The organism is Streptomyces sp. NBC_01808 (assembly GCF_035917395.1).
Lineage (GTDB): Bacteria > Actinomycetota > Actinomycetes > Streptomycetales > Streptomycetaceae > Streptomyces.
Window position 1 is genome coordinate 7,329,134 of the sequence record NZ_CP109072.1, and the last position, 24,231, is coordinate 7,353,364.

A 24,231-nucleotide genomic window follows, 5' to 3' on the forward strand; every position below is an offset into this window, starting at 1 on the left:
GGGTGTGCGGGCCGGAGCGGCACGGTCAGCGGAGGGGGGCGGACTCGAAACGGGGGCCCAGGTAGGCACCCTGGGCGAGGAGCCGGCGCTGGAGCTCGGGCACGTCGACGGCGCGGGGGAGCACCCCGTCGCGCCGGGCGAGAGCGGCCGCGACCCCCGCGGCCTCGCCCATCGCGAAGGACGGGGGCATGACCCGGATCGCGGCGAGTGCCTCGTGGGTCGCCGAGACGCACCGCCCCGACAGCAGCAGGTTGTCCAGGTCGCGGGGAACGAGGCTGCGGTAGGGGATCTCGTAGATGTTGGCGGTGGGCGGGATGCCGTCGTCGAAGGGGCCGTTCGGCCCGGTCGGACTGTGGATGTCGACGGGATAGCCGGCCACCGCGATGGTGTCGTCGAAGGGCTGTCCCGAGGTCAGTTCGTCGAGGGTGAGAAGGTGCTCGCCGCGTACGCGCCGGGTCTCCCGGACTCCGATGGTGGCGGCGGTGTCGAGCAGTTTGCAGTCCCGCATCCCGGGCAGCCGCTCGCGGAAGAACCGCATCAGCTCGACGACCTGGCGGCGGGCCGTGATCTCACCGGTGGTGAGGTCGTCGGCGTCGGTGCCGTCCAGTCCCAGGACCCGCGTGGTGTTGATGCGCCACACTCCCGGCTCCAGGGTCTTGAACAACTGGATGCCCCGGCGGGGGAGGGTGAAGGAGCCGTCCGCGCTCGCCTGCTCCACCAGCCCCTGGAAGGGGAACCGCTCGTCGGGGTGCGCGTCCTGATAGGCCCGTACCGCGTCGTCGTCGACGTCCCCCACCCGGAAGAACAGGGTCATCGGCTGCATCCGGCCGTCCCCGTCCCGGCCCAGGTCGAAGCCCGCCCCCGCGCGGGCGGCGACGTCCCCGTCCCCCGTGCAGTCGATGACCGTGGTGGCGGGGAGCACGCCGAGGCCGCTCTTGTTGCCCACCACCACACCGGTCACCCGGCGCTCCTCGGTGAGGGCATCGGCGACGAAGGTGTGCAGCAGCAGCTCGACCCCGGCCTCCTCGCACATGTCGAGCGCGACCACCTTGGCCGCCTCCGGGTCGAAGGGGGTCACGGCCTCGTGCCCGTAGACCATGAAGCCCGAGTACGGGCTGCCGGAACGGGTCTCGGAGGGGTGCACCGCGCCGCCCACCCGGACCATGCGCTGGACGAACTCCTCAAAGATCCCGCGGACGAGCTGGGTCGTGCCGTCGAGCGAGAAGGAGGTCATGCAGGGGCCGACGAGACCGGCGGTCAGATTGCCCCCGAGGAACCCGAACCGCTCCACGAGGCGGACCGAGGCCCCGTTGCGGGCGGCGGCCAGCGCCGCGCCCAGCCCGGAGGGCCCGCTCCCCACGACGAGGACGTCGGTGGGCACACCCACCGGGAGCTGACGGGTGTACGTGTGGCTGGGCATGGTGGACAGACCTCCGTGACAGGGGGTACGGGAGAGGGGCCCGCTTCTTCTGGCGGCTCACGGGCCCGGTGGTGCCCGCCACCATGCCTGCTGCCGTGCACGTTTCACCAGTGCTGTGCACACATGTGCAGCGTGAGTCGATTGTGCGTCTGACCAGCGCGTACTGGCACCTGCGGTGGGCGGGTGGGGAGTTGAGGGCGCGGTGCGGTCAGGCGGACGGCGCGGCGAGGCCGTCGAGCAGGAGGACGGCGGTGCGCTCGTCGATCACCAACTGGGTGATGTAGTCCCCGGCGAGGGCGGCGCGCAGGGCAGCGATCTTGTGGTCGCCGGAGACGGCGCAGATCCGGTGGCCCACGTCCCGGAGCCGGTCGAGGTCGGGGCCGCTCGTACGCTCGTTGAGACGCACCCCGTGATGGCTCCCGTCGGAGCGCATGAAGACCGTGGCGATGTCGCCGACCACCTCGTCCTCGGCGAGGGAGGCGAAGTCGGACTCGTCAAGGAAGTAGCCGGCCATGTAGGGACTGCTCGGCATCCCGTCGGCCACCGTTCCCACGCTGAACAGGGCCGCGTCGGCGGTCTGCTGAAGCTCGGTGACCCTGCGCACCACGCGCTCACGGAAGAGCGCCCGCTTGGTCTCCGCGGAGTCGAAGAACAGCGGCACCGGCAACTGCTGGACGACGGCGTCGAAGGCCGCGCCGAACGCCGAGAACATCTGATGGGAGTAGTGGGTGCCGGTGGCCCGCGAGTTGCCGGCGCCGTTCAACTGCACGAACTGGCAGTTGTGGATCGGCTTCGGGATCAGACACCGGCTGATGGCGTTGACCATGGTGCCCCAGGACAGGCCGATGACCATGTCGGAGTCGAAGACGGAGTTGATCACCCGGGCGGCCTGGATGGCCGTCAGCTCCAGTCGCTCGACGTTGGTGGCGGCGGCGGGGACGCGGGCCACGTGCGCCCGGACGCCGAACTGCTCCCGCAACCGCCGCTCCACCACGTTCACCCGGGGCTGGGGACGGTGAATGTGGATCTCCACCAGCCCGGCGTCCCTGGCGTAGCTCAGCAGCCTGGACACCGTGGAACGCGAGGTCCCCAGCTCCTTGGCGATCGCGCCCATGGTCGCGCGCTGAAGGTAGTACTGCTGGGCGACGCGAAGGGCGGTCTCGACCCTGCCGTCCGCCGAGACTCCCAGCGTCTCCGGCTCGTACCGGTCGGGATCCCCATCCTGGTGTAGCGGCCGACGGGGCGCATCCCCGGGCATCTCCGCAGGTCCCACGCCCGTCATCCTAGGGGAGAGACCGCGGGACACGGCGTGTCGGGCCGCCGCGGCCTGTGCTCCCCTCCCTGCCCGGGAGTGCGTCGACGGGCATGCCGGCGGCGCATGGCCCACTACGGCGGCGTACGCCACCGTGCACGGCGGCAGGGCCGCCGAGGGGACACGGCGGCCCTGCCTGGCGCATTTCGGCGTAGTAGTCGGCGACGGGACGGCCGGCCAGGTCGAGCGGCGCGTGCAGCCGGGAGACGTGTTCGCGCCACGCCTCCCCCCGGTCCTCCGCCGGCACGTCCTCGGTACGGAACAACGTCTCGATCACCGCGTCACCCCCGTTGAGAGACGCAGATGCTAACGACCCGCCCGGCACCTCCGATTCGGCGCCCCGAGGCACCGACCTCCGCGGGCCAGGGCCTGTCCGACGGGTCGGGTCCGGATCGCGATGTCAGAGGGCTGAGTTAGGTTCGCTGGTTATGGACCCGGATTCTCTGCTTCAGCACCTGAGTGACGAACTCGACGCGTTCCGCGCATGCCTCGACGGTGACCTGTCTGTACCCATCGAGCACTGCGGCGAGTGGACGCTCCGTGATCTGGCTGAGCACCTGGGCAGCTCAAATCTATGGGCGGCAGCCGCAGTTACCGAGCAACGCGGCAACTACCAGGCCACTCCGGCTCCGCGTGATCCCGAAGGGCTGGTGCAGTGGTTCGAGGAGAGTTCAGCGACTTTGCTCAAGGCCCTCGACACCGACCCGAGTGCGAGCGCCTGGACCTTCCATCCGCCGCACACGGTTGGCTTCTGGCAGCGGCGCCGTGCGCTGGAGGCGCTCGTTCACCGCTGGGATGCCGAGAACGCACTGGGCCTCACGCGATCGCTCGACGCGATCCTGGCCGGCGAAGGCGTGGCCGAGGTCTTCGACACGATGGCACCAAGGCAGATAGCCCGGGGACGAGCGCATCGCCCGCAGCGCGCCTTGCGTCTGCACGCGACGGACACCGGGACATCCTGGGTGTACGGCCCTGGCACTGCCGTGGCCACGCTTGCGGCGACAGCGGAACAGCTCGTGCTGCTCCTGTGGGGTCGGATGCGCAGCTCGGACGCCGCCTTCAGCTGGACCGGCGATCAGGCGGCTGGGCTGCGCATCCTGGCCGGCACGTTGACGCCGTGAGCTGTTCATGAGCGTAGCCATGGGCGGATTGCGGCGACGGCGACCGTGCCGTGGAACACGTAGGCCCGCTTGTCGCAACGAGTGGCCACGGCACGGAATCCCTTGAGCGCGTTGATCGTTCGCTCAACCTCGTTCCTGCGGCGATACGCCCCGCGGTCAACTGCTGTCGGCACGCAACCCGTCGGAGAGGCCCTAGGGAATGGCCTCGATGCGTTCCATGTGCTCCTCGCCCCACTCGCCGAGCGGTGCGAGCGCCGCGTTGAGTGAACTGCCGAACTCGGTCAGCGAGTACTCCACCTTGGGCGGAACCTGGTGATAAACCTCGCGGTGCACCAGGGAGCTGGCTTCCATCTCCCGGAGCTGAAGTATCAGGATTCTCTCGCTGATGCCCGGCACCGATCGCCTCAACTCCCCGAAGCGCAGGGGCCCGCCCTCACCGAGGGCGAACAGGATCAGCCCTTTCCACTTCCCGCCCATGACCGCGATGGCGGCGTCGAGTCCACAGATGTAAGTCCGCTTGGCCATCGATGCTCCCTGACAAAAGTGTGGGTACCCAACAGAATTGTAGGTACTTGAGGGAATGTGCGTGGCGGCCCAGGATAGAAGGTGCCGCGCCGGAGACGGATTCGAGGCGCGATTCGGTGATTTCTCATACACCCGACCACTGATGGGAGTGACGCATGCCCGCGGACAACCGCACACCCGTGACGATCGTAGGGCTGGGGGCGATGGGCCGGGCTCTGGCCGAAGCGTTCGTCGACGCCGGATACCCGACGACGGTGTGGAACCGCACCCCCGCCAAGGCGGCGCCGCTGGTGGCCAGGGGAGCCGTCCACGCCCCGGAGGTGGAGAGCGCGGTCGAGGCAAGCCCGCTGGTCATCACCTGCCTGACCACCTTCGAGGACACGCGCTCTGCCCTTGACCGGGCCGCGGCGGCGCTCTCCGGGCGTGCCCTCGTCACGCTGAACAGCGGCTCACCCGCCGGCGCCCGCGCCCTGCACTCGTGGGCGACCGGCCGCGGCGCCCGGTTTCTGGCCGGGGCGGTCAAGAACGTGCCATCCGCAGTGGGAGCACCGGACACGCTGCTGTATTACAGCGGCGACAGGACCGTCTTCGACGAGTACGAGAAGACGCTGAAAGTCCTGGGCGGCGATACCGTCCACCTCGGGGACGAGACCGACCTCGCCGCGCTGTACGAGATGGCCGTGGGCGCCATGCTGCTGCCCGCGCTCACCGGCTTCTTCCAGGGCGCCGCCGCCGTCCAGTCCCGCGGGCTGGAGGCGGCGAGCATGGTGCGGTTCAGCGAAAAGTGGCTGGACATGATCAAGTCCCTCCTGCCTGTCTACGCCAGGGAAATCGACAGCGGTGACTACAGCGATGCCGCCTCCTCGGTCGGCCTCTTCGTCGAGGGTGCGGCCCACGACGAGGAACTGACCAAGGAGACGAACGTCGACACCGCCTGGCTCGCCCCGCTGCACGACCTGGTGGAGAGGGCGGCCGCGGCCGGCCACGCCGAGCACAGCATCTCGGCCCTGACCGAAGTGCTGAGGAGGCCGGCGCAGCAGACGTAGCACAACGGCCCGTCACCCCGGCCGGCCGCAAGCGAGCCGGCGGGCTCCCGGGCAGGGCTCGCGAAGTGGCTACGCGTCCGGGGCGCCGGCCCCGTCGGCCCCGTCGGCCCCGTCGGCCCCGTCGGATCCGTCGGATCCGTCGGATCCGTCGAGCTGCCGCATCAGCGTCTCCGTGTCCGAGTAGATCCACTCCTCGGCGATCCTGCCGTCCGCGACGCGGTACAGCTCCGCACTCGTGTACTCCACCCGCCGGCCGGTGGCCGGGATGCCCCGGAACTCGCCCTGGTGCGTGCCCCGCATGGTGAGCAGGACCGCGACGCGGTCGTCCGAGCCGAAGATGTCCTCGATCCGGACCTGGAAGTCGGGGAAGGCCGTGCGCATCACCGACACGTTCTGCCGCCAGGCGTCACGGCCGTGCATCTGGAACGGCATCCCCGCGATGTTGATCACGAAGTCCTCGGTGAGCATCTCGGTGCCCGCGTCGAGGTCCTTCCGGTTGAGGGCGGCGAACGCGTCGCGCAGCAGCTCGACGGCGGCCTGGCCGGAGCGGTGGCTTGGAGACGTACCCATGAAGTTCCTCCTCGGAGACGGTGGCCGGCCGCGCCGGCCGCTGTCACCAGGAGAAACGCTGACGTCGCGACAAGGTCAAACGCGGCGGCGGCCTACGGGGCGGCGCCCTGCGAGCCGCGGACGTCCGCGACCGCGCGGGCCAGGGTGGCGATGCCTGACGCGATGGCCCGCCCGGAGAGCGTCGCGTAGCCGAAGATCAGGCCGCCGGGTCCGGCCGGGTCGAGGCGGTAGCGGGCGACGCCGCGCAGCGCGACGCCGCGGCGGGCCGCCGCGGCGACGACCGCCGCCTCGTCGAGGTCCGGCGGCAGCCACGCCACCACGTGTTGTCCTGCCGCGACGCCGGAGGGGGTCAGCTCCGGCAGATGGGCGTCGAGCGCCGCCAGCAGGGCGTCGCGGCGGCGGCGGTAGACGGGCCGCATGCGGCGCAGATGGCGATCGAACTCGCCGCGGCCGAGGAAGTCGGCGAACGTCAACTGGTCGATGACCGACGAGCCGCGGTCGGCGAGCAGCTTGGCCCGTGCCACGTCGTCCACGAGGTGCGGCGGCACCAGCATCCAGCCGAGGCGCAGCCCGGGTACGAGGGTCTTGCTGGCCGTACCGCAGTAGACGACGTGGTCGGGCGCGAGCCCCTGGATGGCGCCGACGGGCGCGCGGTCGTAGCGGTACTCGGCGTCGTAGTCGTCCTCGATCACCAGCGCCCCGCGCCGCTGCGCCCAGCGGATCACCCGGGCGCGGGCCGCGGCGGACAGCACCCCGCCGGTCGGCCACTGGTGCGAAGGCGTCAGCACCACGGCGTCGGCGTCGGCCTTCTCCAGCTCCTCGACGCGGATGCCGTCGGGACCGACCGGAATGCCCACGACGTCCAGCCCGGCCGCGGCGGCCAGCGGGCGGGCGTCGTCGTCCGGCGACGGGTCCTCGACGGCCAGCCGGCGGGCGCCCCGGGCGGCGAGGATCTGGACGAGCAGCGAGACGCCCTGGCCGAACCCGCTGCAGATCACGGTGTGCCGGGGCCGGGCCGAGGTGCCGCGGACGCGGTTGAGGTAGTCGGCCAGGGCCTGGTGCAGCTCGGGGACGCCGCGGCCGTCGAGGTAGGCGAACCGCTCGTTGGGCGTGGTGGCGAAGACGGTACGCACCGAGCGCAGCCACGCGGCGCGGGGGAAGGTGGAGACGTCGGTGTGCCCGTACCCGAAGTCGACGGCCGGCGCCGCGCCTTGCGCCCGCGCGGGGGCGACGGGGGCCGCGGCGTGGGCGCCGCCTGCGCCGCCGCCCCGCTCCAGCGCGACCTGGGTGTAGCCGCCGGCGCGGCTGGTCAGATAGCCCTCGGCGACGAGCTGCTGGTACGCCTCGACCACGACCCCGCGCGACACCCCGAGGCCGGCGGCCAGGGTGCGGGTGGGCGGCAGCGATGCGCCGTGCCGCAGCCGGCCGGCCCGTACGCTCTCCCGGATCGACGCCGCGACCTGCCGGTGCAGCGGCTCGGCGCGGGTGCGGTCCCGGTCCAGCTCGATGAGCAGGTCCTCGGCAGTGCTGGAATTGGTCCGAATTCGGGGCATGGAATCGGACCTTACCGTGGGTACCGATCCGCGTCAGGCTCGGAGCATGACGACAGCGACACGCACCCTTACCAGCACCGGACACTCCCTCTCCCGCCTCGCCGCCCGCCTCGACGGCCGGCTCCTCGCCCCCGGCGACGCCGGGTACGACTCCGCCCGTACCGTCTGGAACGCCATGGTCGACCGCCGTCCCCGGATGGTCGTCCAGGCCGCGAGCGCCGCCGACGTGCAGGCCGCGGTGCGCTTCGCCCGCGACCACGACCTGGAGACAGGCGTCCGCTGCGGCGGGCACAACGTGGCAGGATTCGCCGTTCCCGACGACGGCCTGATGATCGACCTGACCCCCATGGGCGGCGTGCGCGTCGACCCGGTGCGGCGGCGGGCCCGCGTCCAGGGTGGCGCGCTGCTCGGCGCGCTGGACCGGGCCACGCAGCCGTACGGCCTCGCCACCACCGCGGGGAACGTCTCGCACACCGGCGTCGGCGGGCTCACCCTCGGCGGCGGCATGGGGTGGCTGGCCCGGCAGTACGGGCTCGCGTGCGACAACGTCGAGTCGTACACCGTGGTCACCGCGGACGGCGAGATCGTGACGGCGAGCAGCACCGAGCACCCGGAGCTGTTCTGGGGGCTGCGCGGGGGCGGCGGCAACTTCGGCGTCGTCACCGAGTTCGAGTTCCGGCTGCACCGGACGGGCACGCGGACGCTGGTCGCCGAGTTCGACTTCCCCGCCGAGGACGCCGTGCCGGTGCTGGAGGGCTGGCGGGATCTGAACGCCGTCGCGCCGCGCGAGGCGTGTTTCTCGGCCTCCGTCGCCGACGGCGCGGCGGGAGGCGGTCCGGTGGCCACCGTCGGGTTCGTGTGGGTCGGCGACCCGGAGCGGGGGCGGCTGCTGCTGCCGGCGCTGCGCGCGCTCGGCCGGCCCGTCGCGACGCGGATCACCACGCCGTCGTACCTGGAGCTGCAGACCAGCATGGACTCCAGCGGCGGGCACGCCTACCGCCGCTACTCCGCCGCCCACTACCTGCGCGACTTCCCGGCCCCGGCCATCGAGCGGTTCCTGCTGCGCGGGGCGACGGACCTGCGGGGTGCCGGCTCCGGCACGGGCTTGCCCGGGGTCGGGCTGCAGGCGCACGGCGGGGCCATCGCCGACGTCCCCGACGCCGACGCGGCGTTCAGCCACCGCGGCACGATGTTCGAGTTCGGCGCCGGATCGCGCTGGACGGACGAGGCCGAGGACGACGCCCGGATGGCCGCCGCCCGCGCTGCGGGCTCGGCGCTCGCTCCGTACGCGAACGGCGTCTACGTCAACTCCCTCACCGCCGACGACGGGCACCGCGGCATCCGGCGCGCCTTCCCGGCCGCCAAACTGGCCCGGCTGACCGCGCTCAAGGGAGTCTGGGACCCGCACAACGTCTTCCACCTCAACCAGAACATCCCCCCGGCCGCCCCGTGAGCCCGCGCCGGGCCGGGTCGCAGCACCGCGCGGCCGCGGGTCACCGCGCCGGCGCCTCCGCGTGCAGCACCACCACGGCGAGGTCGTCCTCCACCGGCTCGGGGCTGAAGTCGTGGGTGGCCTGGCGGACCCGTTCGGCCACCGCCATCGCGCCCATGCCCGCGCAGTCCCGCAGGATCGCGGCGAGGCCGTTGTCGTCGTCGAGGAGGCGCTGGCCGTCGCGCCGCTCGGTGACCCCGTCGGTGACGCACAGCAGGGTCTCACCGGGGGCGAGCCGGAAGGTGTCGGCACTGAACTCGGCGTCCTCGTCGATGCCGAGCAGCAGTTGGGAGCGGACCACGGAGCCCACTTCCCCCTCGGCGGTCATCCGCAGCGGCAGCGGATGGCCGGCGCTGGCGAGGCGGCACTGGGCGCCGCCCGCGCTCGGGTCGGGGGTCAGCTCCCCGTAGACCATGCTGAGGAAGCGGGGCCGGGCCGCCTCCCCCCTGGCGCTCACCGCTTCCGCGGCGTCCTCCGCCATCATCGCGTTCAGCCAGCGCAGCACGGACTCCACGCCGTGGCCCTCGCGGGCGAGCAGCCTCACCAGATGGCGGGTCAGGCCGGTCACCGACATCGCCTCGACGTCCTTGCCCTGCACATCACCCAGGAGGAAGCACCAGCGGCCGTCGCCCGTGGGGAAGAGGTCGTAGAAGTCGCCGCCGACGGTCTGTCCGCTGGCGTGGGGCTCGTAGACGATCGCCGATTCCATGCCGGGCAGCCTGCCCAGCGTGGACGGGAGCTGGCGGCGCTGGAGGGCCCGGCTGATGCTCGTCTGACGGGTGTACTGGCGGGCGGTGACCAGAGCCTGGGCGACCTGGCGGGAGACGTCCTCCACGATGTGGGCGGCCGAGTCGGTGATCTCGGGGGGTCCCGCCTGCCCGATCAGCAGGGTGCCGCGGTACGTCCCGCCGGAGACCAGGGAGAACGCCAGCGCCGACCCGCCGTCCTCCGTGCCGGCGCTCTGCGGCCAGGGCCAGGGGGTGCCCGTGGTCCACAGCTTCGGCGGCGGTGCCTCCGGCTCCAGGTCGCCGCGGAGCGGGGCGATACGCCGCTCGTCGGCGTGCCAGACGCTGGTGAGCCGCATCTCGCCGTCCTCCCCGAGCAGCCAGATGGCGCACCAGTCGGCGAGCCGGGGCACCATGAGCTGGGTGGCCAGGGCGGCGACCATGTTCTCGTCGAGCTGCCCGGCCAGCAGTTCGCTCGCCTCCGCGAGCAGCGTCCCGCCGCGGCCGCCCCCACCGCCCCCGGCCTGGCCGCGGTATTCGGTACGCGCGAGGGGGTGGGCCAGCTCCGTGGCCTGGAGCTGCTGGTAGAGCACCGGGCTGAGCGGGCCGACCGGCACCTTCGTCTCGCCCGGGGCGGGGAGGGTGAGCCGGCACCACACCGCCTTCTCGGTGTGCCGGTAGGTGACCCCCCACGCGTCTGCGAGGGTCGAGACGATCTGGAGTCCCAGGCCGCGACCGGTGCCCGTGCCGTCGGTGGCGCCCGGCACGGTGGCGGTCGGCTGCCGGTCGTACACGTCGATCCGGGCGCCGGTCAGCGCGTCGTCCGACTCCGGGTCCGTCTCCACCCGGCAGAGCAGCTCCATCGGGGTGCCGGCGTGGATCAGCGCGTTGGTGACCAGTTCGCCGACGAGCAGCGCGGCGTCGTCCGTCAGCTCCTCGGTGCGCGGGCCGAGCGAGGAGGTCGCCAGCGCCCGCTCGGTGATCACGGCGCGCACGAACGCACGGGCCCGGGCCGGCGACCGCCGGTCGGCCGGAAGTGCCTTACGGACGCCGGACCCGTCCTGCCCGCCGGGCCTGCCCGAAGAGACGGCCTGCACAAATGGCTCCTGCCTGCGTGACTGCCGGTGCCGTGGGGAGGGGGCCCGATGCGTCTCAAACCCTCATTCCGACAAAACCTAATATAGTAGACAAAACCCTCTTGAGGTGAGGAGCGGTTCCGGAGCGTCCGCCCGGCCGCAGGCCATGCAGGGAGCGCGCAGGGATGGGCGTGATGGAGGATCGTGACGAGCAGTCGGTGCCCACGGCCGAGCTGCGCCCGCTGCTGATCGCGCTCAGGTCGCTGCGCGACGGCGACTTCTCGGCGCGGGTGCCGGAGGACGGCGAGGGCCTGCTGGGCGAGGTGGCCGAGGCGTTCAACCGGGTGGCCGCCCGCAACGAGCACCTGGCTTCCGAGGTGGGCCGGGTGCGGGGGGTGGTGGCACGGAAGGGCGTACTGGACGAGCGGATCTCCGCGAGCACCGGGCAGGGCGACTGGGCCCAGATCGTGCACGACGCGAACGACCTGCTCGACGCCCTGGCCCTGCCGATGACGAACGCCACCCGGGTGCTTGAGGCGGTGGCGGAGGGGGACCTGAACCAGCACATGGAGCTACGGGTCGGTACCCGCCAGCTCCACGGCGACCTGCGCAGTCTCGGGGTGGGGCTCAACCGCGTGGTGGACCACCTGTCCACGTTCACCGGCGAGGTGATGCGGGTGGCGCACGAGGTGGGCACCGAGGGCCGGCTCGGCGGCCGCGCCAGCGTGCGGGGGCTGTCCGGCTCGTGGCGCGCGGTGACCGAGGCGGTCAACACCATGGCCTCCCGGCTGACCCGGCAGGTGCGCGACATCGCCGCCGTGACCACCGCGGTGGCCAGTGGCGACCTGACCCGCAAGGTGACGGTGGAGACCGCGGGGGAGCTGCTGGAGCTGAAGCTCACGGTGAACACCATGGTGGACCAGTTGTCCGCGTTCGCCGACGAGGTGACCCGCGTCGCCCGTGAGGTCGGCACCGACGGCATGCTCGGTGGCCAGGCGCACGTCAGGGACGTGTCGGGGGTGTGGAAGGACCTGACGAACAACGTCAACCTGATGGCGTCCAACCTCACCTCCCAGGTCCGCAACATCGCCCAGGTGACCACGGCGGTGGTGCGCGGCGACCTCAGCCAGAAGATCACGGCGGACGCCCGCGGGGAGATCCGCCAGCTCATGAGCACGGTGAACGCGATGGTGGACCAGTTGTCCGCGTTCGCCGACGAGGTCACGCGCGTCGCCCGTGAGGTCGGCACCGACGGCATGCTCGGTGGCCAGGCGCAGGTGAAGGACGTGTCGGGGGTGTGGAAGGACCTGACGGACAACGTCAACTTCATGGCGTCGAATCTGACGTCGCAGGTACGGAACATCGCCCAGGTCGCCACCGCGGTCGCGAACGGCGACCTTTCGAAGAAGATCGACGTGGACGCCCGCGGCGAGATCCTCGAACTCAAGACGACGCTCAACACCATGGTGGATCAGTTGTCGGCCTTCTCCTCCGAGGTGACCCGCGTGGCCCGCGAGGTCGGCACCGACGGGAACCTCGGTGGCCAGGCGCAGGTCAGGGACGTGTCGGGGGTGTGGAAGGACCTGACGGACAACGTCAACTTCATGGCGTCGAATCTGACGTCGCAGGTACGGAACATCGCCCTGGTGACCACCGCGGTCGCGAACGGCGACCTTTCGAAGAAGATCGACGTGGACGCCCGCGGCGAGATCCTCGAACTCAAGACCACCGTGAACAGCATGGTGCAGCAGTTGCGCGACTTCGCGGACGAGGTCACCCGGGTGGCCCGCGAGGTCGGCACGGAGGGCAAGCTCGGCGGCCGGGCCCAGGTGCACGGGGTCTCGGGGGTGTGGAAGGACCTGACGGACAACGTCAACTTCATGGCGTCGAATCTGACGTCGCAGGTACGGAACATCGCCCAGGTCGCCACCGCGGTCGCGAACGGCGACCTTTCGAAGAAGATCGACGTGGACGCCCGCGGCGAGATCCTCGAACTCAAGACGACCATCAACACCATGGTGGACACGCTGTCGTCGTTCTCCTCCGAGGTGACCCGCGTGGCGCGCGAGGTGGGCAGCGAGGGCCGCCTGGGCGGTCAGGCGCGGGTCGAGGGCGTGTCGGGCAACTGGAAGCGGCTGACGAGGGGCGTCAACGAACTGGCCCTGAACCTCACCACGCAGGTGCGCGCCATCGGCGAGGTGGCCAGCTCGGTCGCCAAGGGCGACATGTCGCGCTCCGTCACCGTGGAGGCGCAGGGCGAGGTCGCCGACCTGAAGGACAACGTCAACCGCATGGTGTCCAACCTGCGCGAGACCACCCGCACCAAGGACTGGCTGGAGTCCAACCTGACCCGCATCGCAGGACTGATGCAGGGCCACCGCGACATGGTGGAGGTCGCCGACCTGATCCTGCGCGAACTGGCACCGCTGGTGAACGCGCACTCCGAGCTGTTCTTCCGGGTCGACTCCACGGCCGCGGACGGCGAGGGCCTGGAACTCATCGCGGACTACGGGGTCGGCGGCCGCGGCCGGGAGGACCTCCAGTCGGAGTCCCCGATCCGCGGGCTGATCGCCCAGGCCGTGCAGCAGAAGGAGCGGATCCTGATCGAGGACGCCCCGCAGCACTACGTGACCGTCGAGTCCGGTCTGGGCTCGGCCCCGGCCTCCAGCATCCTCATCCTGCCGATCCTGTTCGAGGACCGGCTGCTGGGCGTGATCGAGCTGGCGTCGTTCAGCAAGTTCAACGAGATCCAGCTGACGTTCGTCGACCAGTTCGCGCACACCATCGGCGTCTCGTTCAACACCATCCTCGCCAACGCCCGCACCGAGGCGCTGCTGTCCCAGTCGCAGCGCCTGACCTCCGAGCTGCGCACCCGCTCCGAGGAGCTGCAGCGGTCCAACGCGGAGCTGGAGGAGAAGGCGTCGCTGCTGGCCACGTCGTCCCAGTACAAGTCGGACTTCCTGGCGAACATGTCGCACGAGCTGCGCACCCCGCTGAACTCCCTGCTGATCCTGGCCCAGTTGCTCGCCGACAACGCCGACGGGCGGCTGTCCGACCAGGAGGTGGAGTTCGCGGGCACCATCTACCAGGCGGGTTCCGACCTGCTCCAGCTCATCAACGACATCCTGGACCTGTCCAAGGTGGAGGCGGGCCGGATCGACGTACGCCCGCAGCGGATCCCGCTGGCCAAGCTGCTCGACTACGTACGCGCCACGTTCCGGCCGCTGACGGTCGACCGGGGGCTGGGATTCGAGGTGACCGTCGGCGACGACGTGCCGGCCGAGCTCCACACCGACCAGCAGCGCATCCAGCAGGTGCTGCGCAACCTCCTGTCCAACGCGGTGAAGTTCACCAGCCGGGGAGGGGTGGAGCTGCGGGTGGAGCGGGTCCCGTCGGAGGAGTTCGCGGAGGACACGCTGCGCGACGCGGAGACGGTGCTCGCGTTCTCCGTGAAGGACACCGGCATCGGCATCCCGGCGGAGAAGCTGGACGTCATCTTCGAGGCGTTCCAGCAGTCCGACGGCACCACCAACCGCAAGTACGGCGGCACCGGGCTCGGCCTGTCCATCAGCCGGGAGATCGCCGGCCTCCTCGGCGGGCGGATCGACGCGGAGAGCGAGGAGGGCGTGGGCTCGCGGTTCACCCTCTACGTACCGGCGCAACTGCCAGGCAAGGCGCTGGCGGCCGCCTCGGGGAGCGCGACGCCGGCGCTCGAACCGGCGGAGCCGCGCCGGCCGGGGAAGAGGCAGGCGGGCGCGGACCGCCGCGGACCGCGGGACGGCCGGGGCGAGGCGCAGCGGGCGACGCCGGCGGTCCGCGCCCCCGCCGCCGCGGAGGGCGGGGCGGCCCGTACCACGGCGCGGACACCGGGGCCGCAGGCGGCGGGCGCCGAGGCGGTGACTCCCGAAGTGGCGGGTACGGAGGGCCCCGCGGACCGGGAACGGACGGACACCTGGCCCGAGACGACGCGGCTGAGGCAGTGGCTCAGCGGCCGCCCCGGCCGGGTGCTGACCGGACGGCACGTGCTCATCGTGGACGACGACATCCGCAACGTGTTCGCCCTGACACACATGCTGGGCCGGGTCGGAATCTCCGTGAAGTACGCCGAGAACGGCCGCGAGGGCTTCGACGTCCTGGACCGCTCCCCGGAGATCTCGCTGGTGCTGATGGACATCATGATGCCGGAGGTCGACGGCTACGAGGTGATCAGGACCATCCGTGCCACGCCGCGCCTCGCCGGTCTGCCGATCATCGCCCTCACCGCCAAGGCCATGCCGGGCGACCGGGAGAAGGCCATCGAGGCCGGGGCGGACGGCTATGTCCCGAAGCCGGTCAACGTCGACCGGCTGCTCACGGCGATCTACGAACAGCTCGAGTCGCACGACCGGCAGGCGGGCGGCGACCGGGCCGCGGACGGCGGCCCGGCCGGCGATTCGGCCGGCGACTCGCGGGGCGACGACCCGACGGCACCGGGACGGGCCGCATGACGACTGCCGCCGCCCCGCCGCCGCCCGCCCCGGACCCGGCCAGCATCCTCATCGTCGACGACATGGAGGAGAACCTGATCGCGCTCGCGGCGGTGCTCGGTCCGCTCGGCCAGCGCGTGGTGTTCGCCCACTCCGGCGAGGAGGCCCTGAAGGCGATGCTGCGCCAGCAGTTCGCCGTCGTCCTGCTCGACATACTGATGCCGGGGATGGACGGGTTCGAGACCGCCGCGAACATCAAGCGCCTCGACCAGACCAAGGACGTCCCGATCATCCTGCTCACCGGCCAGGGCATCGACCCCGACTACGCCTACCGCGGCTACGCGGTGGGCGCCGCCGACTTCCTGGCCAAGCCCATCGAGCCCTGGATCCTGCGCACCAAGGTCAACGTCTTCCTGGAGCTGCACCGCAAGAACCGGCAACTCGCCGTGCAGGCGGAGCAGTTGCAACGGCTGCTGCTCGCCGAACAGGGCGGCGACGCGGGGTTCGGGGAGCGGCTCGGCGACGTCACCTGGCGGCTGGTGCAGGTGGAGTCGCTGCTGCGGGAGAGGGCGGGTCCCGCCGGGCCCGTCCTCGCCGACCAGGTCAAGAGCCTGGAGGCGTCGGTACGCGACCTCACCAGGCACCGAGGCACGGACACCCGCGAAGGCGCCGCACCGGACCCGGGCGGCGCCCGCGACCGTACCGACGAGGACGAGCCGGACCGGTCATGACGGGCGGCCCGGGGACGGGTGTCACGCACGTCGGCCCTTCTGTCCTACGGCGGGCGCCGGGGCACGCCCGCAGGACGCCCCGCGCACGACGCGCACGACGTGCACGACGCGCACGACCCGCACGACCCGCACGGCGCTAGGCCGCGGGGCGGTAGCCGTGAGAAGAACGGCACCGCCTTGGCCACCTGCACCCGGGTGTTCTCCCGCTCGTCCGCGAAGCCCCGCACCTCGTTCTCCCCGTCCACGTACGCCCACGGAAGCTCCCGTACGTCCGTGCCGATCAGCTCGAACTGCCGCAGCGCCTCCTCCCAGCGCCCGCAGCGGGTCAGCGCCAGGGCCAGGTGGTTGCGGATGCCGGTGGCCGACGGGTCGCCCGGCTCGTAGCCGGCGCAGACCTCCAGCGTGCGGTCCACGGCCGCGTGCACCCGCTGCCGGGGCACCGGGCCGCGGCCGAGGGGGTGTTCGGTGAGGTACTCGGTCACCGCTTCCACCGGCAGCGCGGCCAGCAGCCGTCCCGGCCTGGCCCGGGCCGCCGCGGTCTCGGCGAATGACCGCGCGGATACGGTCAGGGTTGTCCGTGACAGATCACGGCTGTACAACGCTCACCATCGGTCGCGGAGTTGCGACAGGTACCGGGCCTGCTGCTCCGGCGGCAGCCGCCGGATCAACTGCTGTACGGACGGGGGGAGGCCGTCCAGACGGTGGTCCGCATACGTGGTGTAGGACGCGTCGCTGTTCCTCATGATGAGCGCGCGCGTCTTCCGCTTCCTGGCCACCCGGTGCGCGACGGACAGGAGCCGCCTGCTCTCTCCCGGGGACGTCTTGACGGGGTCGAGCGCCAGGGCGCAGTTGTTGAGCAGGATCGCCGTCTGGTCGACGAGGTTGGCCGCGGGCCGCCGGAGCTTGCGGACCCTGCACTCGGCCAGCATGTCGATGTGCGGCACCACATGGCTCTCGATCTCCGCGGCGGCGCGGCCCGGCTTGTTGTCGCGCAGCAGCCGCTGGCCGCGCTCCAGGCCGGACACGGCGAGCCTGAACGCGTCGGAGTACGGGGCGATGCGGGCGATCCGGGCGGCCTGGCGGCGGTTCTTCTTGACGAGCTTGCGGGTCCTCCGGGTCTCCGCCAGCTTCAGCGCCTCGTCGAGGAACTCGGCACGCGTGCGTACGGCGGTGGGCGAGCTGTCGCCGGCGAGCGCCAGGGCGCAGTTGTTGAGCAGGATCGCGGCCCCGTCGGTGAACTTGGCCGCCATGTCCCGTGCCCCTTTGTCACTGCTCGTACGAAGCTCGGCGAGCAGCGGCAGCACCTCCTTCCGCAGCGCCTCCGCGGCCTTCCAGGGCTCGTCCTCCTCCAGGAGCGTGTGCGCCCTGTCCATGGCCGGCAGGATTGCCAGGTACTCCACATGCTGCCGGTTGTCCGCGACGAGTTCGCGCGTCTCCTCGGTCTCGGTCAGCCCGAGTGCCAGGTCGAGCAGCCGGGCCGCTGCCGCCGCGGGCAGCGGAGTGCCGCCGTCGGTGGAGATGGCGCAGTTGTTGAGCAGCAGGGCCGTCCGTTCCCTCACCTTGGCGAGGGAGCGCCGTATGCCCTCGCCGTCGAAGGCGCGCAGGCCGTCCAGCCGCGGCAGCACCTCCCTCTCGACGATCGAGGCCGCGGCCGCGGGGTCCTCGGCGTGCAGCTCGCGGGCGCGGTCCAGCGCGGTCCTGACGGCCTCCAGCACCGGCTCCATCCGGCCCTCGACCGCCTGGTCCAGCAGGTTTCCCCCGGCCCAGGACCAGGCCCCGAAGAGCGCCGTCATCCGGTGGGGTGCGCTTGCCCCGGTGGCGAGTTCGGCCATGGGGGCGACCAGGGTGCGGTGTACCTCGCCTTCCAGGACGGGTACGGCCGCGAGGCCGATCCTGACGTCGTCGAGCGCGGTGATGCGGTGCTTCACGTGGCCCCAGAAGCCCGGGTGTTCGAGCGCGCGCTGCCAGCCCGCGGCGGCGGCCCCCCAGCTCGGCTCGCCCGTGGAGGGCGCCGCACGGCCGCCCAGCTCCTCGTCCAGGGCCCAGGCGTGGGCCCGTACCGCGGAGTCGTGCGCCTCGTGCAGCGCGGGGTCGCAGCCGCAGGCGCCGTCCGGGGCGTCCCAGATCCAGAACAGCTCGTCGACTATCCGGCGCTGCGGATGGTCGATGACGTCGAACACCGCGCCGTACTGCTCCGCGCTCCGCCGGCCGGGCACGGGAAGCTCGCCCACGGCGGGGATGTCCACCCCGGCGCGTACGGCCGTGTTGATCTGCTGCCTGCACCGGCGGATCGCCTGGCGTGTCGCGGTGGTCGGGAGGCCGGTCAGCCTGAACGCGTTGCGCTGGTAGAGCTCCAGGCCGGTGAGCTCGCGCAGGCGCTCCATGGCTACCGGTGCGGTGCCGCTCTGCAAGGCAACCTCCTTGGGCTGCTGGGTCGACGGCGCGTGCGCCGTGTCACGAGGCGGTGCGCGGGGTGAGGATGACCGTGACCGTGCGGTTCTGCGCGTCGGTCTCGTACGGGGCGTCCCGCTGCTCGGCGCTGGCGATGGAGAAGGCCGTGAGCGGCCGGCCGCTGGCGTCGCTGAGCACACGGGCGGCGACCATGGCCCGCCACACGGAGGTGTCGGATCCGCCGGTCGCGGGCGCCTCGCGCACGTCGGCGATGTGCCCGAGCACCTCGATGCGCACGTCCTCGGACCGGCCGAGGACCTCGCCGAGCCGGGCCAGATCCGCGGCCCCGGCGTCCGTCAGCTCCGCCGCCCGGGAGAACAGGCCCTGCTCGAAGACCACTTCCACCGAGTCCTCGTGCCGCACCGTCCGGATCCCCGGCGTACGGACCGCGTCCGTGAGGGCGTCGAGCGCTTCCTCCCGGCGCGCCTCGGCCGCGGCCGCGGTGCGCTCCCGCTCCGCGGTCAGCTCCTGCCGTACGTCCTTCTCCGCGCGCTTGTCCGCCCCGGCCGCCGACGCCGAGACGTCGGCCGGCCGGTCCCCGGAGTCGCCGTCCGGGCCGCCGGGGAGCGCCCATGCCGCCGCCGTGACCGCCCCGGCACACAGGACGACGGCGGCGGCGGGCAGGAGCCGGTGGCGCCTGCGGTCGAACGCGGCCATCGGGCCCGTACGGCGGAACCGCCTGATCCGGTCCAGTCCCGCCGTGGCGGACCGGTCGTCCGGGTGGTCGTCGAGCAGTTGCCGCCAGCAGCGTTCCGCCTCGTCCCAGTCGCCGCGCTGGGCGTGGATACGGGCCCGCAGGTCCGCCACCTCCCGGTGGCCGGTGACCGCCGGGTCGTCGTTCCCGGCCAGCTCCCGCAGCGCCGCGTCCAGATCGCCGGCCCGGGCCGCGGCGGCGGCCCGGGCCACGGTCAGCTCGACCCGCAGCGCCGTGTCGCCGGCGGGCTCAGGCCGGGACCCGGGAAGCGGCTGCCTGGCGGGTTCCGTCGATGTCACTGGACCCCTCCGGGCCGGGGCGCCTGTGCCCCATCGGTGTGCGCGTCCCTGGCGTGCGCGGGCAGCATCGCGTAGAGCCGCCGGTTCACGTCTCCCAGCGCGAACCGGTCCCGCGCGGCATAGGCGCGCGCTCCCTCGGCGAGCGCGGCATCCGCCTTGGCGCGCGGCGTCATCAGGCCGCGGCTGTCCGACAGCTCCTCGAAGATCTTGTACTCCAACTGGCCGCTGCTGTTGAGGATCTCCACGTACAGCTCCCGCGCCTGCGTCAGTAGCCGCTCCAGCTCGGCGACGCGGTGGCCGCCGCCCTGCATGGCCCGGTTCACCAGGCCGCGCAGCCGCTCCAGCTCCTGCCGCTCGGCCGCGCCGCCGCCGCGCCGGAGCAGCCCTTCGCACTCCTTGAGCGCGTCTCCCAGCTTCAGCATCAGCCGCGGGACCTCGATGGACTCCCGCTCGACATCGTCGAGCCGTGCGTGCAGCTTCCGCAGGCGCTGGTCGCACTCCAGCGCGGCGCCCGGGTCGGTGACCGCGTTGTCGACCTGCTTGCGGAGCCGTCCCATGTCGTCGGAGATCTCCCGGAGGACGGCGTCGGCACCCGAGGACCCGGACTCCCGGGCCCGTACCCCGAGTTCGGGCACCCGCTGCTCCAGCCGGTGCAGGCCGGCCACCAGTTCCCCGTGCTCCGGCTGGGCGCCCTGGAGCCGTACGTCGGCCTCGAACTCCGTGTCCATCGTCTCCACGAGGGCCTTGGCCTGCCCGATGGTGCCGACCTCGTAGGTCACTTCGACCTCGCTGCCCTCGGGGAGGTCGTAGCGCAGGTCGGCGCGGCGGAACGACACCACGCCCACCTCCTTGTTGTTCTTCGCGTCGGGCTCCTCGCCCTCCAGGAGGGGGATGCGGATGACCGCGTCGGGGTCCGTACGGGTCAGGGCGATGGTCGTGCGGTACTTGTTGCTGCCGTGGACCGGCAGGGTCGCCCCCTTCCGCACGATCGGGCCGTAGGTGCCGTCGTACTTGCCGATGCCGAGCGAGTGCGTGAGGACGGGACCCGCCGGCAGGGTGCGGGTGTGGGTGAGGGACAGCGTGTCCGGCGTGAGCTTCTGGCGGACTCCGGCGGCGTCGGTCAGCTCCACGGTGAAGCGGGTCGTGGTCTCCGCCTCGATGGCGACGGTGGTGTAGAAGCCGCCGTTCGCGTCGAGGGCGACCTGCCCGCCCTCGAAGTTCCCTCCCGGGCTGTGCAGGGAGACGCTGTACCGCGTCCAGTCCACCGGGTCGGCGCTGCGCAGCTTGCCGGCGACGGGGATCCCGGTGGTGTCCAGCGACTGCGGTTCGTAGATCAGCTCGGCGGTGAACGCGCCGGCGCTGGGGCGCTGCGGCGGTGCCGGGAGGCGTACGCTGCCCGCGAAGATCGCGGCGCCGCGGGCGACCACGGTGGTGGGGTCCTGGCTGTGGTCGATGCGGATGCCGAGGCCCTCGCGCGGGTCGGCCAGCAGCTCGCGCAGCCCGGGGGCGAGGGTGGCGCCTCCGACGAGCAGCAGTTGGTCGATGTGGTCGGGACGCAGCGAGCCCTGGGCCAGCGCCTCCCGGCAGAGCTTGACGGCCTGGGTGTAGACGGGGAGGGCGAGGTCGTCCAGGGCGCCGCGGGTCAGGGTGTACGAGAACGTCTCCTCGTCGCCGTCGACCTTGAGGTCGACGAACAGCTCCGCCTCCGCGGCCCGCGACAGCTCGATCTTGGCCGCCTCCGCGGCCGCCTTGAGCTTGGCGAAGTTCGTCCGCCACTGATGGTTGCCGCGGGCGAAGTCCCGCAGCCCGAACTCGCGTACGACGGCGGGCGCGAGCAACTCCTCGACGATGGCCCAGTCGATGTTCTTGCCGCCCAGGTGCGGGTCGCCGGCGTGCTGCAGGAGTTGCAGCTCCCCGTCCCGCTTGCTCATCACCGCCGCGTCGAACGTGCCGCCGCCCAGGTCGAAGACCATCCAGTACGCGGACTCCGCGGCGTTGTCCACGCCGTAGGCGAGCGCGGCGGCGTTCGGTTCGTGGATGAGCGGGCACTCCTCGCCGAGCCCGGCCAGCGCCGCCGCCTTGCTGGTGGCGTTGGACTGGTTCAGCGCGAACGACGCGGGAACGGTGATCACGGCCGCGGTCGGCGGCTCCCCCACATCGTGGGCGGCGTCCCGGCGCAGCGACTTCAGCACCTCGGCGGAGAGCTGCTCGGGCGTCAGCGAGACGCCCGCCCGGCGGAAGGCGAACGCGGCGTCCTCAAGGCCCATCTGGAGCTTGAACTCGGCGTGCGCGTCGTCCGGATCGGCCTCTACCCGCTCGCGGGCCCGCCGGCCGACGTGGATCATCCCCGGCTTGGGCATCCATACCGCGGACGGGGTGTAGTCCCAGTTCTCGTTGTTCTTGATGATCCGGGATCTGCCGTTCGCGAAGACCGCGATCTCACTGTTCGTGGTCCCGAGGTCGATTCCGAAGTCGATGGTTTCACGCATCTGGTCTCCCTGCCGGTCCGGCGGCCGGCGGCGCATGCGAGTCAGTGACGAGGCGGCCTGCCCACGACGACCTCGCCCATCTGGATGCGGTCGCCGCGGAAGTGGATCGTGGGCTTGAAGGTTTCGAGGACGACCTCGCGGGTGAGGGACGGGTCGTCCTCGAAGGAGAGGACCTTCAGCGGAAGGCCGGGGTCGTAGTCCTCTCCGTCGTGGTCCCTGATCTTGAGCTCGATGCCCTCCTGCAGCGCCTCGCGCGCCGTCCGCACGCTCTTGCTGATCTGCCTGGAGGTCTTCTGCGGCACGGCGTCCTGCTGGTCCAGCTTGCGCTGCGCCTTCCACACCCCGGTGGCCGCCTCCGCGAGCCGGCCGGTGTCGAACTCCGCCGCGGGGTCCGGCGCGGCGACGGCGGCCTCGCGGGCGGCGGTTCTGGCAGCGGCGAGATCGGCGAGCGCGGCGTCGAGCGACGTCAGGTGGGAGGCGACCTGCTCGCGCTGGTCGGCGTTCAGCCGCTCCGGGGCGACGCGGAACTCCCGCGGATGCTTCCACTGCCGCCACCAGTCGGCCACGCGGTCCCGCGGGTAGCGCTGCTGCACGGTCCTCACCCACTCGTGTCGGCTGAAGGGGCCCCGTCGGTCGGTCGGGGCATGACTATGGCAGGCCCGGTCCGGGACCGGTCCCAAGGGGTGCCGGTCTCCGGCTCTCACCGCCGGCGTTCCCGGTCAGCGCGCCGTGGAGCTCCCCCAGCCGGTCCCGGAGCCGGCGCAGCAGGGTGAGGGCACGGGTGCGGGAGCGGGGGGAGGTGTGCCATCCGGCCGCGCCGCCGCGGCTGAGGTCGTCGTCGAGCCGGCCGACGGTCTCCTGCAACAGGGCCACCGCGGCGCGGAGCCGGCCGGGCGCCCCGGTCCCGGCCTGGTCGAGCAGCCCGGTGCAGCGGCCGAGCGCGTCCCTGGTCTCGCGCAGCAGACCGGCGATCTCGTCCCGGGCGAGGGCCGGCGAGGCCGCGGGCAGGGGTACGGTGCCGGCGCGGAGGGCGGCGCCGCGGGCGACCACGGTGGTGGGGTCCTGGCTGTGGTCGACCCGGATGCCGAGACCCTCGCGCGGATCGGCCAGCAGCTCGCGCAGCCCCGGGGCGAGGGTGGCGCCACCGGCGAGCAGCAGCCCGTCGACGTCCTCGGGGCGCAGCGCGTTCTCGGCCAGCAGGTGCCGGCACAGCGCGACGGCTTGCGCGTACGACGGCCGGGCGAGGTCGTCCAGGGCGCCGCGGGTCAGGGTGTAGTCCCAGTACGTCTCCTCGCCGCCGTCGACCCTGAGATCGACGGTGACCGCCGCCTCCGCGGCCCGCGACAGCTCGATCTTGGCCGCCTCCGCGGCAGCGTTGAGCTTGGCGAAGTTCGTCCGCCACCGCCTGTTGCCGCGGGCGAAGTCCCGCAGCCCGAGTTCGCGTACGACGGCGGGCGTGAGCAGTTCGTCGACGATGGCCCGGTCGATGTGCCCGCCACCCAGGTGCGGGGCTCCCACGTGCCCCAGCAGCCGGAGTTCCCCGTGCCGCTCTCCGACGAGTGCGGCGGTGAAGCCGCTGCTGCCCAGGCTGAACACCAGCCGGTGGCCGCGGCGGGCGGTGCCGTCGGCACCGTAGGCGAGCGCGACCGCGACCGGCTCGGGGAGCAGGGGGCAGTCCTCGCTCAGCCCGGCCAGCACTGCCGCCCTGCGGGCGGCGTCGTGCTGCTCCGGCGTGAACGACGCGGGGACGGTGATCACGGCCGCGGCCCGCGGCTCTCCCCGCTCGTGGGCGGCGTCCCGGCACAGCGACTTCAGCACGTCGGCGGCCAGTTGTTCGGCGGTGCGGGTGACGCCCGCGCGGGGGAAGCGGTACGCGTCGCCCGGCGCGCCCAGCCTGAGCACGAACCCGGCGTGCGCGTCCTCCAGGGACGCCGCCACCCGCTCGCGGGCCGCGCGGCCGACGAGGGTTTTTCCCGGTCGCGGCATGGACACCGCGGACGGCGTCCGGTCCCGGCCCTCGCTGTTCCTCAGGACGCGGGCACCGCCGTCCTCGGCCATGGCGACGGCGCTGCCGGTGTTGCCCAACTCGATCCCGATATCGATGGTTTCGCGCATCCCACCCGCCCTGACTCGCTTGGTGCTCCGACCGGACTGCCGGGTCCGCTTCGGGAAGGGTCCCGAGAAGGCGTAGGTATAACTAGGTGTAACTAGATATAACACTGTCGGAGGCCCGATCGGGCCGTACGGACGAGGCGCTTCAC

Annotated in this window: 17 protein-coding genes and 1 pseudogene; 5 read left to right on the plus strand and 13 right to left on the minus strand. The window is 72.3% G+C overall.

Annotated elements, in window-relative coordinates; all coding sequences use genetic code 11:
• Positions 1–25: 25 nt before the first annotated feature.
• Entirely contained in the window at positions 26–1,420 is a 1,395-nt protein-coding gene (locus tag OG946_RS32220) for an FAD-dependent oxidoreductase (RefSeq protein ID WP_326799464.1), read from the minus strand.
• 208 nt (positions 1,421–1,628) lie between these two features.
• Positions 1,629–2,693: a sugar-binding transcriptional regulator gene (locus tag OG946_RS32225; RefSeq protein WP_326799465.1), complete on the minus strand. Its 1,065-nt coding sequence runs from the start codon at positions 2,691–2,693 to the stop codon at positions 1,629–1,631.
• Between the two features lie 467 nt (positions 2,694–3,160).
• On the opposite strand from OG946_RS32225, the gene OG946_RS32230 reads away from it, so the two are divergent.
• The gene (locus OG946_RS32230) at positions 3,161–3,853 is read left to right on the plus strand and encodes a maleylpyruvate isomerase family mycothiol-dependent enzyme (protein WP_326799466.1); all 693 of its coding nucleotides are present in this window, start codon (positions 3,161–3,163) and stop codon (positions 3,851–3,853) included.
• A gap of 5 nt (positions 3,854–3,858) precedes the next feature.
• On the opposite strand, the pseudogene OG946_RS32235 reads toward OG946_RS32230, so the two are convergent.
• Together OG946_RS32235 and OG946_RS32240 are read right to left on the minus strand one after the other, a co-directional pair.
• Positions 3,859–4,005 (minus strand): annotated as a pseudogene (locus tag OG946_RS32235) (IS5/IS1182 family transposase); the annotation flags it as partial.
• Between the two features lie 40 nt (positions 4,006–4,045).
• A complete protein-coding gene (locus OG946_RS32240) occupies positions 4,046–4,378 on the minus strand; it encodes a winged helix-turn-helix transcriptional regulator (protein WP_326799467.1) in 333 nt (110 codons plus the stop codon).
• A gap of 155 nt (positions 4,379–4,533) precedes the next feature.
• On the opposite strand from OG946_RS32240, the gene OG946_RS32245 reads away from it, so the two are divergent.
• Positions 4,534–5,424 carry an NAD(P)-dependent oxidoreductase gene (locus tag OG946_RS32245; RefSeq protein WP_326799468.1) on the plus strand — a complete coding sequence of 297 codons (891 nt, stop codon included), beginning with the start codon at positions 4,534–4,536 and terminating at the stop codon, positions 5,422–5,424.
• Positions 5,425–5,493: 69 nt separating this feature from the next.
• Here OG946_RS32245 and OG946_RS32250 read toward each other — a convergent pair whose 3' ends face one another.
• Positions 5,494–5,994: an ester cyclase gene (locus OG946_RS32250; protein ID WP_326799469.1), complete on the minus strand. Its 501-nt coding sequence runs from the start codon at positions 5,992–5,994 to the stop codon at positions 5,494–5,496.
• A gap of 92 nt (positions 5,995–6,086) precedes the next feature.
• On the minus strand, positions 6,087–7,547 hold the full coding sequence (gene pdxR, locus OG946_RS32255; protein WP_326799470.1) for a MocR-like pyridoxine biosynthesis transcription factor PdxR: 1,461 nt from the start codon (positions 7,545–7,547) through the stop codon (positions 6,087–6,089).
• A gap of 46 nt (positions 7,548–7,593) precedes the next feature.
• On the opposite strand from pdxR, the gene OG946_RS32260 reads away from it, so the two are divergent.
• Positions 7,594–9,000 carry an FAD-binding oxidoreductase gene (locus OG946_RS32260; RefSeq protein WP_326799471.1) on the plus strand — a complete coding sequence of 469 codons (1,407 nt, stop codon included), beginning with the start codon at positions 7,594–7,596 and terminating at the stop codon, positions 8,998–9,000.
• 40 nt (positions 9,001–9,040) lie between these two features.
• Here the strand turns inward: OG946_RS32260 and OG946_RS32265 are convergent, their stop codons facing one another.
• Positions 9,041–10,759, minus strand: a complete 1,719-nt coding sequence (locus tag OG946_RS32265; RefSeq protein WP_442814551.1) for a SpoIIE family protein phosphatase — start codon at positions 10,757–10,759, stop codon at positions 9,041–9,043.
• Positions 10,760–11,034: 275 nt separating this feature from the next.
• Here OG946_RS32265 and OG946_RS32270 point away from each other — a divergent pair, with 275 nt between their 5' ends.
• Together OG946_RS32270 and OG946_RS32275 are read left to right on the plus strand one after the other, a co-directional pair.
• The gene (locus tag OG946_RS32270; protein ID WP_326799473.1) at positions 11,035–15,327 is read left to right on the plus strand and encodes a HAMP domain-containing protein; all 4,293 of its coding nucleotides are present in this window, start codon (positions 11,035–11,037) and stop codon (positions 15,325–15,327) included.
• Positions 15,324–16,037, plus strand: a complete 714-nt coding sequence (locus OG946_RS32275; RefSeq protein WP_326799474.1) for a response regulator — start codon at positions 15,324–15,326, stop codon at positions 16,035–16,037. Before OG946_RS32270 ends, OG946_RS32275 begins: the two co-directional genes overlap by 4 nt.
• A gap of 44 nt (positions 16,038–16,081) precedes the next feature.
• Here the strand turns inward: OG946_RS32275 and OG946_RS32280 are convergent, their stop codons facing one another.
• From OG946_RS32280 to OG946_RS32305, 6 genes are all read right to left on the minus strand, one after another.
• Complete coding sequence (locus OG946_RS32280; protein ID WP_326799475.1) at positions 16,082–16,519, minus strand: hypothetical protein; 438 nt, start codon at positions 16,517–16,519, stop codon at positions 16,082–16,084.
• A 120-nt stretch (positions 16,520–16,639) separates the two neighbouring features.
• Complete coding sequence (locus OG946_RS32285) at positions 16,640–18,448, minus strand: hypothetical protein (RefSeq protein WP_326799476.1); 1,809 nt, start codon at positions 18,446–18,448, stop codon at positions 16,640–16,642.
• A gap of 43 nt (positions 18,449–18,491) precedes the next feature.
• Positions 18,492–19,481, minus strand: a complete 990-nt coding sequence (locus OG946_RS32290; protein WP_326799477.1) for a tetratricopeptide repeat protein — start codon at positions 19,479–19,481, stop codon at positions 18,492–18,494.
• Positions 19,478–21,970: an Hsp70 family protein gene (locus OG946_RS32295; protein ID WP_326799478.1), complete on the minus strand. Its 2,493-nt coding sequence runs from the start codon at positions 21,968–21,970 to the stop codon at positions 19,478–19,480. Before OG946_RS32295 ends, OG946_RS32290 begins: the two co-directional genes overlap by 4 nt.
• A 41-nt stretch (positions 21,971–22,011) precedes the next feature.
• Positions 22,012–22,563: a hypothetical protein gene (locus tag OG946_RS32300; protein WP_326799479.1), complete on the minus strand. Its 552-nt coding sequence runs from the start codon at positions 22,561–22,563 to the stop codon at positions 22,012–22,014.
• 55 nt (positions 22,564–22,618) lie between these two features.
• The gene (locus tag OG946_RS32305) at positions 22,619–24,085 is read right to left on the minus strand and encodes an Hsp70 family protein (RefSeq protein ID WP_326799480.1); all 1,467 of its coding nucleotides are present in this window, start codon (positions 24,083–24,085) and stop codon (positions 22,619–22,621) included.
• Positions 24,086–24,231 lie beyond the last annotated feature (146 nt).

Excerpts from the sequence above, each read along its gene's own strand:
- OG946_RS32220 (WP_326799464.1), bottom strand. The coding sequence starts at position 1,420 with ATGCCCAGCCACACGTACACCCGTCAGCTCCCGGTGGGTGTGCCCACC.
- OG946_RS32230 (WP_326799466.1), top strand. The coding sequence starts at position 3,161 with ATGGACCCGGATTCTCTGCTTCAGCACCTGAGTGACGAACTCGACGCG.
- OG946_RS32240 (WP_326799467.1), bottom strand. The coding sequence starts at position 4,378 with ATGGCCAAGCGGACTTACATCTGTGGACTCGACGCCGCCATCGCGGTC.
- OG946_RS32245 (WP_326799468.1), top strand. The coding sequence starts at position 4,534 with ATGCCCGCGGACAACCGCACACCCGTGACGATCGTAGGGCTGGGGGCG.
- OG946_RS32250 (WP_326799469.1), bottom strand. The coding sequence starts at position 5,994 with ATGGGTACGTCTCCAAGCCACCGCTCCGGCCAGGCCGCCGTCGAGCTG.
- pdxR (WP_326799470.1), bottom strand. The coding sequence starts at position 7,547 with ATGCCCCGAATTCGGACCAATTCCAGCACTGCCGAGGACCTGCTCATC.
- OG946_RS32260 (WP_326799471.1), top strand. The coding sequence starts at position 7,594 with ATGACGACAGCGACACGCACCCTTACCAGCACCGGACACTCCCTCTCC.
- OG946_RS32270 (WP_326799473.1), top strand. The coding sequence starts at position 11,035 with ATGGAGGATCGTGACGAGCAGTCGGTGCCCACGGCCGAGCTGCGCCCG.
- OG946_RS32275 (WP_326799474.1), top strand. The coding sequence starts at position 15,324 with ATGACGACTGCCGCCGCCCCGCCGCCGCCCGCCCCGGACCCGGCCAGC.
- OG946_RS32295 (WP_326799478.1), bottom strand. The coding sequence starts at position 21,970 with ATGCGTGAAACCATCGACTTCGGAATCGACCTCGGGACCACGAACAGT.
- OG946_RS32305 (WP_326799480.1), bottom strand. The coding sequence starts at position 24,085 with ATGCGCGAAACCATCGATATCGGGATCGAGTTGGGCAACACCGGCAGC.